Source organism: Gemmatimonadota bacterium (assembly GCA_009692115.1).
GTDB lineage: Bacteria > Gemmatimonadota > Gemmatimonadetes > Gemmatimonadales > GWC2-71-9 > SHZU01.
Window position 1 is genome coordinate 33,457 of record SHZU01000001.1, and the last position, 16,565, is coordinate 50,021.

Annotated in this window: 13 protein-coding genes and 5 tRNA genes; 7 read left to right on the forward strand and 11 right to left on the reverse strand. The window is 65.8% G+C overall.

Annotated elements, in window-relative coordinates; all coding sequences use genetic code 11:
* Nucleotides 1-9 precede the first annotated feature (9 nt).
* On the reverse strand, nucleotides 10-396 hold the full coding sequence (locus tag EXR94_00190; GenBank protein MSR01155.1) for a PaaI family thioesterase: 387 nt from the start codon (nucleotides 394-396) through the stop codon (nucleotides 10-12).
* Nucleotides 393-965: an XRE family transcriptional regulator gene (locus EXR94_00195; GenBank protein MSR01156.1), complete on the reverse strand. Its 573-nt coding sequence runs from the start codon at nucleotides 963-965 to the stop codon at nucleotides 393-395. Before EXR94_00195 ends, EXR94_00190 begins: the two co-directional genes overlap by 4 nt.
* 523 nt (nucleotides 966-1,488) lie before the next feature.
* On the opposite strand from EXR94_00195, the gene ggt reads away from it, so the two are divergent.
* Both ggt and EXR94_00205 read left to right on the forward strand, forming a co-directional pair.
* On the forward strand, nucleotides 1,489-3,198 hold the full coding sequence (gene ggt / locus EXR94_00200) for a gamma-glutamyltransferase (GenBank protein MSR01157.1): 1,710 nt from the start codon (nucleotides 1,489-1,491) through the stop codon (nucleotides 3,196-3,198).
* A complete protein-coding gene (locus EXR94_00205) occupies nucleotides 3,195-4,127 on the forward strand; it encodes an amidinotransferase (protein MSR01158.1) in 933 nt (310 codons plus the stop codon). Before ggt ends, EXR94_00205 begins: the two co-directional genes overlap by 4 nt.
* A gap of 3 nt (nucleotides 4,128-4,130) precedes the next feature.
* Here the strand turns inward: EXR94_00205 and EXR94_00210 are convergent, their stop codons facing one another.
* Genes EXR94_00210 through EXR94_00220 form a run of 3 tightly spaced genes read right to left on the reverse strand, consistent with a single transcriptional unit; the run spans nucleotide 4,131 to nucleotide 7,256 of the window.
* A complete protein-coding gene (locus tag EXR94_00210) occupies nucleotides 4,131-4,739 on the reverse strand; it encodes an acyl-CoA thioesterase (GenBank protein MSR01159.1) in 609 nt (202 codons plus the stop codon).
* The gene (locus EXR94_00215) at nucleotides 4,607-5,905 is read right to left on the reverse strand and encodes an APC family permease (GenBank protein ID MSR01160.1); all 1,299 of its coding nucleotides are present in this window, start codon (nucleotides 5,903-5,905) and stop codon (nucleotides 4,607-4,609) included. Before EXR94_00215 ends, EXR94_00210 begins: the two co-directional genes overlap by 133 nt.
* A gap of 7 nt (nucleotides 5,906-5,912) precedes the next feature.
* Nucleotides 5,913-7,256: an amidohydrolase gene (locus EXR94_00220; protein ID MSR01161.1), complete on the reverse strand. Its 1,344-nt coding sequence runs from the start codon at nucleotides 7,254-7,256 to the stop codon at nucleotides 5,913-5,915.
* Between the two features lie 100 nt (nucleotides 7,257-7,356).
* Between EXR94_00220 and EXR94_00225 the strand changes: the two genes are divergently transcribed.
* Genes EXR94_00225 through EXR94_00240 form a run of 4 tightly spaced genes read left to right on the forward strand, consistent with a single transcriptional unit; the run spans nucleotide 7,357 to nucleotide 12,387 of the window.
* Nucleotides 7,357-8,667, forward strand: coding sequence for an aminotransferase class I/II-fold pyridoxal phosphate-dependent enzyme (locus EXR94_00225; protein ID MSR01162.1), 1,311 nt, complete (start codon nucleotides 7,357-7,359; stop codon nucleotides 8,665-8,667).
* Entirely contained in the window at nucleotides 8,664-10,055 is a 1,392-nt protein-coding gene (locus tag EXR94_00230) for a hypothetical protein (GenBank protein MSR01163.1), read from the forward strand. The genes EXR94_00225 and EXR94_00230 overlap by 4 nt, the downstream gene beginning before the upstream one ends.
* Nucleotides 9,992-11,323 (forward strand): serine protease, encoded by a 1,332-nt coding sequence (locus EXR94_00235; protein ID MSR01164.1) that lies wholly within the window; start codon nucleotides 9,992-9,994, stop codon nucleotides 11,321-11,323. Before EXR94_00230 ends, EXR94_00235 begins: the two co-directional genes overlap by 64 nt.
* Nucleotides 11,308-12,387, forward strand: coding sequence for an FHA domain-containing protein (locus EXR94_00240; protein MSR01165.1), 1,080 nt, complete (start codon nucleotides 11,308-11,310; stop codon nucleotides 12,385-12,387). The genes EXR94_00235 and EXR94_00240 overlap by 16 nt, the downstream gene beginning before the upstream one ends.
* Here EXR94_00240 and galE read toward each other — a convergent pair.
* The 6 genes from galE to EXR94_00270 form a co-directional block, all read right to left on the reverse strand.
* The gene (gene galE / locus EXR94_00245; protein MSR01166.1) at nucleotides 12,314-13,324 is read right to left on the reverse strand and encodes a UDP-glucose 4-epimerase GalE; all 1,011 of its coding nucleotides are present in this window, start codon (nucleotides 13,322-13,324) and stop codon (nucleotides 12,314-12,316) included. The two genes, EXR94_00240 and galE, sit on opposite strands and share 74 nt — an antisense overlap.
* Nucleotides 13,325-13,338: 14 nt before the next feature.
* Nucleotides 13,339-13,411, reverse strand: a tRNA-Lys gene (locus EXR94_00250).
* 77 nt (nucleotides 13,412-13,488) lie between these two features.
* A tRNA-Glu gene (locus EXR94_00255) sits at nucleotides 13,489-13,560 on the reverse strand.
* Nucleotides 13,561-13,567: 7 nt separating this feature from the next.
* Nucleotides 13,568-13,644, reverse strand: a tRNA-Glu gene (locus EXR94_00260).
* A 17-nt stretch (nucleotides 13,645-13,661) separates the two neighbouring features.
* Nucleotides 13,662-13,734: transfer RNA gene (locus EXR94_00265), tRNA-Trp, on the reverse strand.
* 32 nt (nucleotides 13,735-13,766) lie between these two features.
* Nucleotides 13,767-13,840 (reverse strand) — tRNA-His (locus tag EXR94_00270).
* A 339-nt stretch (nucleotides 13,841-14,179) separates the two neighbouring features.
* On the opposite strand from EXR94_00270, the gene EXR94_00275 reads away from it, so the two are divergent.
* A complete protein-coding gene (locus EXR94_00275; protein ID MSR01167.1) occupies nucleotides 14,180-16,324 on the forward strand; it encodes a hypothetical protein in 2,145 nt (714 codons plus the stop codon).
* Nucleotides 16,325-16,565: the final 241 nt, after the last annotated feature.

Consider the following 16,565-nt stretch of genomic DNA (forward strand, 5'->3'; position numbering starts at 1 on the left):
AAGGGCAGGCTATTTCGGAGTAGCATAGGTACCCCGGCCAACCGCCACCAGGGTGCCCTGCTCATCGCGGACTTCGATGTCCGCACAGCAGACGGTCCGGCCGACCTTGACCGACTTGCCAATGGCGAAGAGCGCACCGCGCCGCGCCGGGCGGAGCCAGTCCACCCGGAGGTCGATGGTCGGGAGCCCGTTGCCAACTTCGGTCCAGAGGGCGTAGTCGCCGGCGATATCGATCAGGGCCGCCACGACCCCGCCATGATACCAATCGGATCCCTCAGCTCGGAGAAAATCATCTTTGAATGGGAGTTTGATCTCAACCAAGCCGGGCTCGGAGCGAACCAACTCGAGCCCGAGAAAACGCTGATACGGTGATTCGTGGAGCGAGGGAAGGGTCACGCGGCTCCGCCCAACGGCACGCCGGGGCCCGAGGGGATCAAGTCAGGAAAGAGTCCGCCCAACGCCCGCTCCCAGAACCGGCCCAAGTCACGGAGCATCGCCACCCAGCGATCGCCCGGGGTTCCGTCGAGACCATCACAGCCCACGGCCGTGGCGGCCAACAACGGCTGGAAGATGAAGGCGGTGAGCTTGGCCCGAATGACGCGGGGGTCGGTCGTCGCTCCGATGATCGGTCGATCGGGCGTGGCGGGAAGATCCCGAAGGCGTTGCTCCAACTGGACTAGAACTCGAATCAGCGGCCAGGCCGCATGCGGCACCGTGATCCGGCGACCCGGGCTCCCCGATTCCGGCAGGAAGCCGGCCCACCCGGCAACCGGGATCGTTCCGTCGTCACTCGCGGAGCCATCGAGGAACCACTCAACCGGAAGGCCGTACGCACTAGCCAGCCGTTCCAACGTCGCCGAGCCCGGCTTTCGGGCCCGACCAGCGTGGATTTCCCGGAGGCTCGCATAGGGGACGCCGGCATGAGCCGACGCCTCGACCAGGTCGCCATCATGGACGTCGTCCACCAGCCTTCGGACGCGGGCGGTGACTCGGCTCCATGAGGCGGCTATCGGCGCTGGGGGGCGCCCTCGGCGTCGTTCTTTGAGCATGAACGTCGGTTGTTGGGGATGTCGTAAACTACCGCCCCGATTTCGTTCCGCCAGAGGCGATGGGCAACTTGTTGCCAATTGGCGCGTTGAGTCCCGGTTGACAATCCGTTGATACCTCGCAGTACGTTGGGGCAGCCTCGACCACCGGACCCCAATGCTCCACTACGCCTACATCTTGCCGTATTGTGCCACCTGCCAACACTGGACCGGAGGCCGAAGGGCCGGCCGGGACGAAGGCCGGGTCTACACCCCGCGGCACGCCACCATCGGAACCTGTGACTGCCCGCACGGACACTGGCGCGGCCGCCTCAAGCCCGGCGAATCAAACTGCCCCCATTGGCAAACATGGGCCGACATGGACGGGGCGGCCGACCCTCGAAAGCCCCGAAAACCGGACGGGGAATAGACGCTCGCGCCTCGGGCGTCTAACCTTCGCCCCATGGATACTTCTCGTTGTGCCGGGTTCGTCCTGGTTGTTGGGCTGGCCGCCGTGCCGGGTCAGATCACGGCTCCGACCGTTTCCTCGAAAACCGGGCTCGTGGTCTCGACCTCCGGCTTGGCCTCCGACGCCGGCGCAGCCATCCTCCGGGCCGGAGGCAACGCCGTCGACGCGGCGGTCGCGACGGCGTTCGCGCTGGCGGTGACCTACCCAGGTGCCGGGAACATCGGGGGGGGCGGCTTCATGGTCATCCGGCTGGCCAACGGAACGGCCACCACGATCGACTACCGGGAGCGGGCTCCGCTAAGAGCGACCGGGACGATGTACCTCAACGCCTCGGGCCGGATCGAGCGGACGTTGACCCGGGAGGGCTATCTCGCGCCCGGGGTACCGGGAACGGTGCGGGGCTTGGCCCTGGCCCACCGGAAATACGGCCGGCTGCCGTGGCAGCAGGTGGTGATGCCGGCGGTGGTCCTCGCCCGAGACGGCTTTCCCCTCTCACCTTCTTTGGCGGGTGCGCTCAACTGGCTGGTCAAGGAGACGGCCGGCAAGTTCCCCTCAACCGGGTTGGCCTACGGCAAACCCGGCGGCGGAGAGTGGACGGCCGGCGACCTCCTGGTTCTCCCCGATCTTGCCCGGTCGCTCGCATCGATCGCGACCGAGGGGCCCAACGCGTTCTACACCGGCCGGATCGCCGATCAAATCTCGGCCGCGATGGAAGCCCACGGCGGGATCATCTCGAAAGCGGACCTTGCGGCCTACCGGCCGGTGGAGCGGCCGCCGGTTCGAGGCTCCTTCCTCGGCCACGAGATCATTTCGATGCCGCCGCCGAGTTCCGGCGGCACGGCCCTGGTCGCCATGCTCAATATCCTGGAGCGCTTCGAGATCGCCAAGCGGCCCCGGTTCGCGCCGATGACGCTGCACTTGATGATCGAGGCCCAGCGGCGGGTGTACCTCGATCGGGCCGAGTTCCTCGGCGATCCGGATTTCACCACCATTCCCGTGACCCGGCTCACGAGCAAGGCCCACGCCCGGACCCTCGCGGGGTCGATCGACACGACCCAAGCCACCAACAGCGTCGCGCTAGCCGAGGGCCGGATTCCGGTGACCGCCGACGACGAACCGAACGAAACCACCCACTTCTCCGTGGTCGACCGGCTCGGGAACGCCGTGTCGAACACCTTCACGCTGGAGGGCGGCTTTGGCTCCCGGGTGGTAGTCGACGGCGCCGGGTTCCTGCTGAATAACGAAATGGGCGATTTCAACAAGAAGGCCGGAACCACGACGACCGACGGCGATATCGGAACGGCACCGAACCTGATCATCCCCGGAAAGCGGATGCTCTCCTCGATGACCCCGACCATCGTGACTCGGGGTGGCCGGGTCGTCTTGGTGACCGGTTCGCCCGGGGGCCGGACGATCATCAACACGGTTCATCAAATCGTGCTCAACGTGACCGCGTTTGGCATGGATGCCCGCCAAGCGGTCGACGCACCCCGGTTCCATTCTCAGTGGCTCCCGGATCGGGCGGATTTCGAGGCCGGGGCTATTCCTGAATCAACGGTGGCCGCGCTCAAGACGCTCGGACATACGATCCGAATCGGTGGGGAAATCGGGGACGGACATAGCATCGTGATCGACCCGACAACCCGGATCGCCTCGGGGGCCGCCGACCGCCGGAGCGCCGACTCGAAAGCGTCTCCTCGATGACCGCCCGGGCCGCTTCGCATGTGTTGTTGGTCGCACCCAACGAGTACCGAACCAACGCCGAGACCGCCGAGTCGAATGCGTTCCAACGCGCCGTGGACTCGACCGAGGCCGGCATCCTGGCCGCCCAGGCGGTCGAGCAACATCGCGCGCTTCGGAATCTGCTGGTCGATCATGGCGTTCAGACCACGGTTGTCCGGAGCCTTCGGGAAACCCCCGACGCTGCGTTCTGCAACAACTGGTTCTCAACTCATCAATCCTCGACCGATACCCCGGCAACCCTGGTCCTGTACCCGATGATGGCCCCGAGCCGGCGGATCGAACGACGGGCGGAACTGGTTCGGATGCTCGGCCAGTGGTACCCGCGCCGGATCGACTTCTCGGCTCGGGAGACCACCGGGGCGTTCCTCGAAAGCACCGGGAGCCTCTGCCTGGACGATACCAATCGGGTGGCCTATGCCGCGATTTCGATCCGGACCGATTTCGATCTCACCCGCGAGTGGGCCCGGTCCCTCGACTACCGCCTGGTGGCGTTCGACGCAACGGACGCCGAGGGTCTTCCCTACTATCACACCAATGTGATGATGTTCCTGGGCCACGGCCTGGCCGGGATCTGCCTGGAATCGATCACCGAAACCGGGCGGGCCGGGATGGCAGAACGCGCCGCGGTCGAGGCCAGCCTTCGGGACGGCGGGTTCGAGATTCTGCCGATCACCCGGCGCCAGGTCCTCGCGTTCTGTGGAAATTGTCTGCCGCTGGTGAACGACCAGGGCGAGCCACTCTTGGTCATGTCCACGGAAGCCTACCGCGGATTTCCGGCCCCGGACCGGGCGATCATCGAGCGGCACGCGAGGATTCTTCACACCGATCTCGCGGCGTTCGAGGCGCTCGGCGGTGGGTCGGCTCGCTGCCTGCTGGGCGAGCTCTTCTAGTCTCTAACTTGGCTTTGTAATTTCTCCAGGCAAAGACGGAAAGTGACGTTCTGTTCGATGTCGCTTCACCAATTCCGGGTTGCCGATAGCTCCTCGCAGGCTCTCCCCGAGCCGGCGGAGCTTTCCTGAGGAAATGTCGACCACACAGTAGGTCGAAGTGCCCCGTGCCAAGAGCGCTTGGTCCGCCTGCCGGGTGATTTGATAGTACCGATCGCAGGTCAGCGGCGTGCAGGTCGGCACCCAGGTCACCACCGTGAGCCCTTCCCCGACGAACGCCGGCAAGAAGTAGTCGAGCTCGTGGCGCATCACTACCCATCCGACCCCGGAAACGGCCGCTGGGTCAACCCGGGCCCGGGTCACCTCCCAATGGCGGGTCGCGGCCTCCAGCATCCACCGGAGGTAGTTGACGTTATTGGCGTGGCCCAGTTCGTCGATGTCAGCTGGGCTGACCGTCACTTGGATCTGAAAGCCGACCACGCTCACGACTGGCGCCCCCGCCGCGAAAGGTACCAATTGCCCGACGCCAAGCCGACGACGAGCAACAGAATCCAGAACTCCTTCTGGCTCATGCGGGTGGCCATGGCCAACGAAAAGGCGCACCCCGTGATCCAGAACAGGGGGCCGACCGGCAAGCGAAACCGGGCGGCTGGGAGGGCCGGGTCTTTGCCGTCCCGGCGCCGGAGCACCGGCACGGCACAGCAGACCAGGAAATAGACCACCAGCCGAGTGGCGACCGACAGGGTGAGGTTGCTCAAGAACCCGCCGCTCATAGCCAGGGCCATCGAAATGACCGCGAGCACCACGATCGAAACCACCGGCGTCCGGTACCGATCGTGGACCTTGGCGAAGGCCGCGGGCAGGACCCGGTCTTCGGCCATGGCATAGGTCAGGCGCGGGGTGGCCACCATGGCCCCGCCGAACCAGCCGATCAGGGAGAGCAGCGCGCCCATGACCATGAACGCGGCCCCCGCCGGGCCCACCAGCACCCGGGCCGCCTCGGCCAGGGGCCGAGGATGCGCCGCGGGATTGGCGAGCGCGAGCGTCGACACGACCTGGACGCCGGTGTAGAGAGCGGCGCACGCCACCAGGGCCACGAACAAGGCGAAGGGCGCGTCGCGCTCGGGGTTCTTGGCCTCGCCGAGCGGCACGATGGCGTTCTCAAACCCGCCGTAGGCAAAGATCAGGATCATCAGGGCATCGGCCCAGGCAAAGGCCGTGAGGGCCGGCCCCGGCACCGATTCAACGGCGCCTCGGGCCAGCACGAGTCCGAGGCCGATGACCACAAACAGCGCCAAGGGCACCACTTTGACGATGATCAGGACGTTGCTCAACCACGCCCCGCTCTTGACGCCCCTGATGTTGATCCACGCCAAGCCACCGAGCAGGATGATCCCGACGATCGCTTTGCCCCACCAGCCTTGGACGGCCGGGACAAATTCCGCCAAGTAGATGGCGAAGAGATTGATGTTGGTGGCCATCGAGGCCAGCCGGGTGAGATACTGGAGCCACCCGACTTGGACCCCGACGAAGTCGCCATAGGCAACCCGGGTGTACAGAAACGGCCCCCCGGTTCCCGGGAATCTCGACGCCACTTCGGCAAAGCACGCCACGATGACCGCAATCGCCGCGGCCGCCAGAATCAACGCCACCCAGGCCAGCGGGCCCACCTTGCCGGCCACGAGCGACGGAAGCCCGTAGACGCCACTCCCGAGAATGCCGTTCAGCACCAGACCGGCCAGCGTCCACCGGCCCAGCGTGCGGACCAACTTGTCGGACATGGCCGGCTTAGCGATCGGCGGTCTTGCCGGTCGCGCTCAGCTTGAGATAGTCGATCGCCAGATTGGCCATGGCCCGGACGCCGGTCGGCAGGGCAGCCTCATTGGCAAAGAACAGAGGCGAGTGATTCCGGGGCGCGGTTGCCGGATCGGCCCCCTCGGGAAGGACCCCAAGGAAGAAAAACAGACCGGGGATGTCCTTGGTGAAGGAGGGAAAGTCTTCCGACCCGGTGATCGGGACACTCAACTGCAGACCCCCCGCCCCAGCGGTCCGCTTCAACGTTGCCAGCATCTTCTCGGTGAGCGCGGGGTCGTTATAGGTCAACAGCCCGCCCTCGGGAATCTTCACGACGGCGGTCGCCCCCGAGGCCTTGGCAATTTCTTCAGCGGTGCGCCGGACCCGCATGTGGATGTCCTTCCGCTGCCCCTCGTCGAAGGTCCGGATGGTGCCGACCATGACGACACTGTCGGGAATGATGTTGCCCCGGTTGCCGCCTTGAATCGACCCGATGGTCACGATGGCCGGATTGAAGGTCACGTCGATTTGGCGACTGGTAATGGTCTGGAGGGCCAACACGATCTGCGAGGACACCACGATTGGGTCCACCCCGCCCCACGGCATCGCGCCGTGGGTTTGGCGGCCTTTGACGACAATCTCGAGTCCGTCAGGCGCGGCCATCGCGCCACCCGGCCGATAGGTCAATTCTCCGACTGGACCCGGCCAGACATGGAGACCGAAAATGGCGCTCGGACGCGGGTTCTCAAGGGCGCCCTCCTTCACCATCATCGGTGCCCCGCCGTCCTCGCCCGCCGGCGGTCCTTCCTCGGCGGGCTGAAAGATGAATTTGACCGTGCCCGGAATGGCGGCCTTCATCCCCGCCAATACTTCCGCCACGCCCATCAAGATCGCGACATGGTTGTCGTGGCCACAGGCATGCATGACCCCGACCTGGGCGCCGTTGTATTCGGTTCGGACGGTGCTGCGAAACGGCAGATCGGCCTGCTCGGTCACGGGCAACGCGTCCATGTCGGCTCGCAGGGCCACGACCGGCCCCGGCTTCCCACCCTTGAGAACGCCGACCACGCCAGTATGGGCCACCCCGGTGCGAATCTCGATTCCGAGGGAGCGGAGGTGCTCGGCCACCAACTTGGACGTCCGGAATTCCCGATTGCCGAGCTCGGGGTGTTGGTGGATGTCGCGCCGCCAAGCCACCACTTTCGGCATGACTTGCTCGAGCCGGGTTTCAATCTCACGGCCGAGATCGTCGCCGCCCCGCTTCTGGGCCTCCGCCGAATGAACCACACCAATCAGTGCCATCAAGACGAGAAGCGTACGGACCACGATGACCTCCATATTGTGAGCGGGAATAGCTGTAAGCTACATGGCGCCGGTCGTTCCCCAAGCCCCGAACCCCTTCGGTGCCGAAATAGCCCATTCCGCCTAGATTTAGGTCATGGCGACCACCGCTTCCGCCGACCTCGATTTCGGCAACCAGCCTGACCTCGACCGTTCCCTGTCCGCCATGGTCCGCCGGCTCCGAGGATCGGTGATCCTCCGGATCGCGGGTGAAGTCCGGGCCATGATCGCCGCCGGCAAGCCGGTCTGCAATCTGACCGTCGGCGACTTCGATCCGAAGCAATTCCCGATTCCCGCCGTGCTTCGGGACGCCGTCACCCGGGCACTGGCCAACGGCGAAACCAACTACCCCCCGTCAGAGGGACTGCTCGCGCTCCGGAAGGCCATCGCCGACTACGTCGAGCGCGAGCAGGGAGTCCGCTACCCGATCGAGTCCGTTCTGGTCGCCGGAGGCGGCCGGCCGGTGGTCTACGCCGCGTTTCGCGCCGTCCTCGATCCGGGCGACACGGTGGTGTATTCGGTCCCGTCGTGGAACAACGACTACTATGCCGAGATCACCGATGCGAAATCCATCGCGATCGAGGCCACCCAAGAGAACGGTTTCCAGCCGACCTTGGCGCAGATCGCGCCCCATCTCCCGACCGCCGCCCTGCTGTGCCTTTGTTCGCCGGGGAACCCGACCGGCACGATGATGGACCCGGAGCAACTCCGGGCGATTCTCCAGGCCGTGGTTCAGGAGAACAAGGCGCGCCGGACGGCCGGTCGCCGTGAGCTCTTTGTGTTCTTCGACCAGATCTACGGGTCGCTCATCTTTCCGCCGGCGCTCCACTTCAATCCGTTGGCCCTGGTGCCCGAGGCCGCGCCCTATGTGATCGCCCTCGACGGGATTTCCAAGGCCTTCGCCTCGACGGGACTCCGCCTCGGGTGGACCCTCGCCGCGCCCGCGATCATTGCCCGGCTGAAGGACCTCCTTGGCCACGTTGGCGCCTGGGCGCCCAGGCCGGAACAGGTCGGCACGGCGGAGTTCTTGGCCAACCCGGCGGCCATTGCCGCCTACCGAACGGATATGCACCGGGGCATCAAGGCCAGACTCGACGCCCTGTACCAGGGCTTCGAGCGCCTCAAGGCCGAGGGCCTAACGGTCGACTGCATCGATCCCCAGGGAGCGATCTACCTGTCGCTCCGGTTGGATTTGGTCGGCCGGAGCATCGACGGGCAGCCGATCCGCTCGAACGAGGACATCCGCCAACTCTTGTTGGAGCAGGCCGGGCTCGCGGTGGTGCCGTTTCAGGCCTTCGGGCTGGCCGGCGACTCGGGCTGGTTTCGGATTTCGGTGGGCGCCTGTTCGCTGGCCGATATCGAGCAAGCCTTCCCCCGGGTCAAAGCTTTGCTCCTTCGGGTTCGTTGACCCAACCGACTCGGATCGCCGGGGCTCCCGGACTCGCGATGGCCGCGCTGTTCGGTCTCGTTTCCGGGGCCGGGGCTCAGCCACCCCGCCCGATGTCGGGGTCGGTGCGGGGCATCGTGGTCGACAGCCTCCTCGGCAACGGCCCGTTGGCCAATGCCACGATCGAGCTGGTCGAACTCGGCCGGGCCACCCTGTCGGACGCGCGGGGCGTCTTTCGATTCGACAGCGTCCCGGGCGGGCGTTACACCCTCTCATTCACCCACGCCACCCTCAGCAGCATCGGCTTCTCCCCGGCCGACCGAGTCATCCAGCTCGGAGCCGGCATCGATATCAGCGTCACCCTGGCCACTCCCAATGGGGCCTCGCTTTACCGTCGGCTCTGTCCCGGGGTGCCCGAGCCGAAGACCGGCATGCTGCTTGGCACCTTGGCCGATGCGGCGTCCGATGCCGTCATCCCCGGCGCGGAGGTCAAAGGGGAATGGACTGAGATCACGGTGTCCCGAACGGCCGCCATGACCCGTCGGCCGCGCCAAGTCCGGGCGACCGTCGATCCGAACGGTCGGTTCCAACTCTGCGGCATTCCAAGCGACGTGGCGGTCCTGGTCCGGGCCACCGCCTCGGGAGTGACTGGGCAGGCGATCGAGCTCCGGCTCGAGGATCGGCCGTTCGCCATCCGCCGCCTTACGATCGACGTGGCGGACACCACTCGACCGGCCACCGCCCGCGTCTCCGGCAAGGTGACCGCGGACGGCCTGCCCCTGGGCGACGCCCAAGTGTTGGTGCTCGGCACCGACAAGGTGGTCAAGACGGGCGCCGACGGCGCGTTTACCCTCGAGGGCCTCAAGGGCGGCACCCAGATGATCGAAGCGCGGGCCATCGGGTATTCGCGGCAACGAGTTCAGATCGAAGTTCGCCCGGCGCACGAGGTGACCACGACGTTGGCCCTGAGCCGAGCGGCCACCACGATGCCCGAGCTCAACGTGACGGCCAGAAACCGGACCCGATCGGAGTTCGAGCAACGGCGGCTCACGAACATCGGCGGATATTTTCTGACCCGGGAGGATATCGTCCGCAAGGGATCGATCCGGACGGAAGACCTGTTTCGAGGTTTGGCCGGGATCACGGTCGAGCCGGTCGGCATCAACGATTACCGGATCGTTTCGCTTCGGGGCGGCAGTGGCTTCTCCTCGGTCTGCGAGCCGTCGGTCTTCATCGACGGGCTTCGGATTCCGCTCGACCCCGAGGCCGGCTTGTCCTTGCCGGTGCTCCCGGATGACATCGAAGGCATCGAGATTCACCAGGGACCCGGCAGCGCGCCGCTCCAATACCGGGCCATGGGCCAAAATTGTGGCGTGATTCTGATTTGGACTCGCCGGGGCGCACGGTGACCCGCCCGGCCCTGATCGGGCTGGTGCTCCTGCTGGTCCCGGCTGCCGCCGGCATCGCCCAACCGCCGGCGGCCGACGAAGTGTCGGCCGCGGTCTTCCGGCGATTTGCCGACCACACCGCCAAGATCCAAGTCGTCGAATCAGGATCCGGTGCCAAGGCCTCGCTCGGATCGGCCTTCTTCGTGAACGCCGCCGGCCACCTCCTCACCAACTATCACGTGGTGGCGGAGGCGGTCGACGACCCGCGGTACCGGATTGAGTGGCTCGATCAAACCGGGGCCGCGCACGCCGGGCGAATCCTGGCGGTGGACGTGATCCGGGACCTCGCGGTGGTCGGCACCGACCGGCCCACCACTCGGTTTTTCTCACTCGGACCGGTGCCGATCGCCAAGGGGACCCGGATCTATTCGTTAGGCCATCCAGAGGATTTGGGACTCAGCATCGTCGAAGGGGTCTACAACGGCCTCCTGGAACACACGCTCTACCCCAAGATTCATTTCAGCGGCCCCCTCAACTCCGGGATGAGCGGTGGCCCGGCGCTGACCCGGACCGGCGAGGTGGTCGGCGTCAATGTTGCCAACGCCGGCAACTCCCTCAGTTTCCTGGTGCCGATCGACGCCGCGCTGCCGTTGCTGGCCCGCGCCGCCGAGGCCGGCGACGACGAACCGGATTTCGCCGCCGACATCGGCCGCCAGATCTTGGACAATCAGGCCGGCTATCTCAGCACGTTGTTCCAAGGCTCCGACTCGACGGTGCGGATCGGTCCGTTCGCGCTTCCGACCCAGCCGGCGCCGTTCTTCCGATGCTGGGCCGATGCCAACCGGGACGAGGACGCGCTCTTCGAATCGGTCGACCACCAGTGCTCCACCGACGACGCGATCTACCTCTCCGGCTCCCAGTCTTCCGGCATCGTGGCGCTGACCCACCGGGTGCTGGTAAGCCGCGGGCTCAGTCCGCTCCGCTTCTTCAGCCTCTACACCGCCGAGTTTCGCCAGCAGCGGAACGACTTCGACTTCCCGGACGACGTGACCGACTACCAATGCCAGAACAACAACATCCGCCACCATGGGATGGTGATGCGGACTCAGTTCTGCGTCCGGCGCTACACCAAGTACGAGGGGCTCTACGACGCGGAACTCAAGGCGGCGGTACTGGGCGCGCGTGACGCGGGTGTGGTGACCTCACTCAGCCTGTCCGGTGTCAGTTTCGAGAACGCCCAGCGCCTGACCAAGAAATACCTGGAACGGATCCGATGGGCGACCCGCTGATCATCGAAGTGACCGATCACCGGGGCCGGGTGCAATCGCGAACCCGCCTCGACCCCGGAACGCCGGAGATCACGGTGGGCCGGGCCCTTCGGTGCGACGTGATCCTCGATGATCCGTACGCCGACCCGCGGCATCTGGTGATTTCGCCAACCGACGACGGGGGCTGGCGCTTCGCCGACCTCGGATCGGTCAACGGGGTGGGGGTCGGATCCTCGGCACTCGGCACTCGGCGCTCGGCACTCGGCCGGCGTCAGGAGGGCAGGATCGCGGCGGGGGTCGAGCTCAAGGTTGGGCGTTCGGTCCTGCGGTTCGTGTCACCCGACGCGGCGGTTCCCCCGGCCCTGTTCGATCCGGCCCAGCGGGCGGGGATCGCCCGCCGGTTGTTCGAGCCCCGCATCATGATCGCCATCTTCGGGGTCGCGGTGGCGTTCTCGGCGGCCACCCAGTACCTCGGCAGCACCCGGTCCGTCGACGCCGCGGATCTGATCACGCCAGGCCTGGCGGTTCTGATCTTGACGTCGCTCTGGGCGACCGGCTGGGCGTTTACCAACCGGCTGATCGCGCAGCGGTTTCGGTTCCTGGCCCACTTCGCGTGGGCGGTGTTGATCACGACCGTCGGGGCGGCGTTGATCGCGGCGCGGGAGTGGGCCGGCTTCTTCGTGCCGTCGGCCAACCTCGCTGGAATCGATGTCCTGATTTGGTGGTCGGTCGGGGCGCTGCTGTTGGTCGGTCACTTCGAGCTGGTGGCGGAGTGGTCCCGGACCAAGCGGTGGGTCGTCGCGACGGCGGCCACCGGGGTCCTGGCGATTGCGGGCGTGGTGCTGAACCGATCCGCGGCTCTCGGCGAAGGCATGGTGACCCGGCGGACCGGAGCGCTCAAACCAGTCGACGTTCGCTACCTTCCCGCCACGACACTCGACGGCTTCGTCAACGATGCGGCCGGCCTGAAGGCAAAGGTCGACGAGACCGAAGCCGGCGAAACACCTGGCGTTAGGCGTACCCCGCCGGGTTCATCGACTGCCACCGCCACACATCCTCACACATCCGGTCGACCCCGAGAGTAGCCTCCCAACCAAGTTCGACTTTGGCGCGGGTCGGATCGGCCCAGCACTCCGCGGCATCACCCGGCCGGCGGGGAGCCAAGCGGTGGTTGATCGGTTTGCCGGCCGCGCGGGTAAACGCGGCAACCATTTCGAGGACGCTGTACCCCTGCCCCGTCCCCAGATTATAGGTCACGAGACCGGGCTTGGTCTTGAGCTTGTCGAGCGCCTTCAGGTGGCCGATGGCAAGATCCGTCACGTGGATGTAGTCGCGTACGCCGGTCCCATCGCGGGTCGGGTAGTCGGTCCCATATACCGTCAACTGGGCCAGTTTGCCAACGGCCACCTGGGCGATGTACGGCACCAGATTATTGGGAACCCCATTCGGGTCCTCGCCGATCCGGCCGCTCGGGTCCGCCCCACTCGGATTGAAGTACCGGAGCAACGCGATCTGCCAATTCGGCTCCGCGCGAAACAGGTCCCGCAGCATGTCTTCGATGAACAGCTTGGACCGGCCGTACGGGTTGACGGCGGCCAGCGGGAAGTCCTCGGTGATCGGGACCTGATCCGGATCGCCGTAGACCGTGGCTGAGGAGCTGAAGACCAGGGTCTTGACCCCGAACTGCTTCATGACCTCGAGGAGGACGATCGTGCCGTTGATGTTGTTGTCGTAGTATCGGAGCGGCTGGCCCACCGACTCGCCGACCGCTTTCAGGCCGGCAAAGTGGATGACCGATTCGATTGGGGTGGAGCGGAAGACTCGATCGAGGCCGGCCCGGTCGCGAATGTCGACCCGGTGAAACGGAATCGCTTTGCCGGCCAACTCGCCAACCCGAACGAGGGCGGCCTCGTGACTGTTACTGAGATTGTCGACGACCACGATGTCGTGGCCAGCCCGGAGCAGTTCGAGGCACGCGTGGCTCCCGATATACCCCGCCCCGCCCGTCACCAAAATCGTCATTTCAAACTCCGCAATGCACCGACCTGGACTTGAACCAGGAACCTACTGATTAAGAGTCAGCTGCTCTACCAATTGAGCTATCGGTGCGTCCATCTCGGCACTCGGCGCTCGGCATTCGGGACTCGGCCGAGTGCCGAGTGCCGGGTGCCGGGTGCCGAGTTCTATAGCCCCAACGGGAATCGAACCCGTGTTACCACCTTGAAAGGGTGGTGTCCTAACCGTTAGACGATGAGGCCAGGATCGTGGTCATACCGCTAACGGGATTCGAACCCGTGTTCTAGCCTTGAGAGGGCTATGTCCTAGGCCTCTAGACGATAGCGGCGCAACTACACATCCACAGGCCCGGAGGGAATCGAACCCCCAACCCCCGGTTTTGGAGACCGGTGCTCTACCAATTGAGCTACGGACCTACAATCCGGCGATGACAATCACGGTCAACCAGGGTGGCTGACGGGGATCGAACCCGCAACCTCCGGAACCACAGTCCGGCGCTCTAACCGATTGAGCTACAACCACCACGCGGCCAAGTCGGCAAAACTACGGCCCCCCGGCACCGCCGGTCAAGCCCTTGGTATCACCCGCTTTGGCCCGGCGCTCCCCGGTGGACCCGACGGCCCAATCCCCGGCCTGGAACTTGCCAAATACTCGGGGTGCGAACAATTTCTTGACGCCATGGCGCAATGAGTTTTGGACGGTACCCGGGTCCGAATAACCGCCAGAAAACGCCCTGATTTTTGATCGCAAAGCGAACAGATGCAAGGAGTTACCGGTTACATACTGAGGCAAGTCGTGGCCCCTGACCGACTCGAATTCAGTCAACGCAGCACTCAGAAGTCGAACACTTGGAGGACGCATATGCAGTGGCGTTCAGCCTGGGCTCGACGAGTGGCGCTTCCGTCGCTCGTTGCCCTGGTCGCGGCAGGTTGCAGTCAGAATGAGGGCCCGAACGGGCCCCGGATCGCGGCTCTCAAGATCGTCTCCGGCAGTGGCCAGACCGGTCCGAGCGGTACCTTGCTCCCCCAGCCCCTCGTCGTTCGAGTGGCCGATCAGCGAGACGAACCAGTTGAGGGCGCGGTAGTGAGCTTCGCGGTTGGTGGCGGCACCGGGGTCACCACACCCCAAGTCGACACCGCCGACGCCAACGGGTTCGCCCAGACGACGTACCGCCTCGGCGGATCGCTCGGGGTCCAAACCGTGACCGCCACCTTCGCTGACCTTCCTGCGGTGTCCTTCGCGATCAACGCGACGACCGCGCCCGCCAGCAAGCTGGCCGTCAACTCCGGCGATGCCCAGACCTCCAAGGTCGGCAATGCCCTAACGAACGAAATCACAGTCAAAGTGACCGACGCGTTCGACAATCCGAAGACCGGCGTCCCGGTGGCCTTCGCGGTCCTCACCGGCGGCGGCACCGTGTCCTCGCCGACGGTTCTGTCCGATGCCCAAGGCATCAGCCGAGTCCGGTGGACTCTGGGCACGATCGCCGGGACCCAGGCCCTGAGCGCCTCGGCCGGATCGATTACCCCCTTGTCATTCACCGCGACGGCAACCCCGGAAGCGGTGGCGCAGATCCTGGTGATCAGCGGCGCCGGCCAGACCGGAACGCCAGGCGGGCCGCTCGCCGACTCGATCGTCGTCAAGGTCGCCGACCAATTCGGCAACGGCGTCGGCGGCGTGACGGTCGACTGGGCGGCGAGCGCAGGGAGCGGGTCGGTGAGTCCGTCGACCACCGTGTCCAAGTCGACCGGTCGCACGGCCGCCAAATGGACCATCGGTTCCAACGGCGGTCCGATGTCGCTTACCGCCACCGCTGGAACGGTCAGTGCCACGATTTCCGGCGCGGCGTTCGTCGTGTTTGAGTCGATCACGGCCGGCGGACGAAGCACCTGCGCCATCGATGACGGCGGCGTCCTCTACTGCTGGGGCTTCAACGGAGACGGTCAACTCGGGATTGGGCAGGATGCCGCGGGCAGCGGACCGATCTACGCGGTACCCCAGGCGGTTCCCCCGATCGGTAACCAGACGTTCGCCACGATGAACGGCGGCCTGTTCCACAGCTGCGCCGTCACCTTCTCGCACATCGCCTATTGTTGGGGCGACAACAACAACGGTCAACTCGGGATCGGATCGAACACCCGGTCGGTCAACTCGCCCAACTCAATCAAGCCGGCAATTCCGTTCATCAGCGTCTCGGCTGGGCGGGTCCACAGCTGCGGCATTTCCATCGGCGGCCGGGGCTACTGCTGGGGCGACAACGAGCGCGGTCAGTTAGGCGCGAGCATCGCGTTCGACACCACCACCGTTCCCGGCTCGACCTTGATCACGTTCCACGATGCCAACGCCCCCGTCGAGCTCGGCTCGCCGTTCGGCGCCGGCACCTACTTCTTCGGCCCCTGGGATTGGTCCGCCATCGCGGCCGGTGGGGTCCACACCTGTGCCATCCGGCAGGGCGGCGCGGCGTACTGTTGGGGTCTGGGCCGCGAAGGCCAACTCGGCAACGGAGCGAATTTAGTTGACGGGTACTTCCCGCAACTGGTGTCGGGCGGCAACGTGTTCGACTCGGTGGCCGCGGGCTACAAACATTCCTGCGCCCTCACCGGGGCCGGGGCCGTTTGGTGCTGGGGTGACAACGCCGACGGCCAACTCGGCAACGCCGGGAATGCGGGGAGCAACATCCCGGTTGCGGTCGGTGGCAGCTTGGTATTCGGATCGATCTCGGCCGGATACGGTCATACCTGCGGTCTCCTCGCCACCGGCGAAGCGTATTGCTGGGGCCGGAACAGCAAGGGTCAGCTCGGCAACGGCAGCACGACGTCTCAGAACGCGCCGGTAGCGGTGGCCGGCGGACTCCGATTCAAGAACTTGGGCGCCGGGGACTTCCACACCTGCGGTGTGACCACGGGCAACGTGGCCTACTGTTGGGGTGACAACGAATACGGGACCGTCGGCGACGGCAGCCAGGCGCAACGGACCGCGCCAACCAAGATTCGGTTCCAACGCTGACCTGACTGGGGCATGGAATAAGGGGAGGCCGTGGAGGCCGGGGCAACCCGGCCTCCTTCCATATCCAGCCCATGATGCCTGATTCCTCCACCCGGGCCGCGGCCGACGAGCTCTCGATTCTCCTCGAAGCCTTGTCATCCCAGCTCGTGGTCATCGACGCCGAAGGCCACGTGACGGCGGCCAACCGTGCCTAGCGAGACCAGACCCGGATCACCGACTACTCCACTGTCTTCCAGATGGT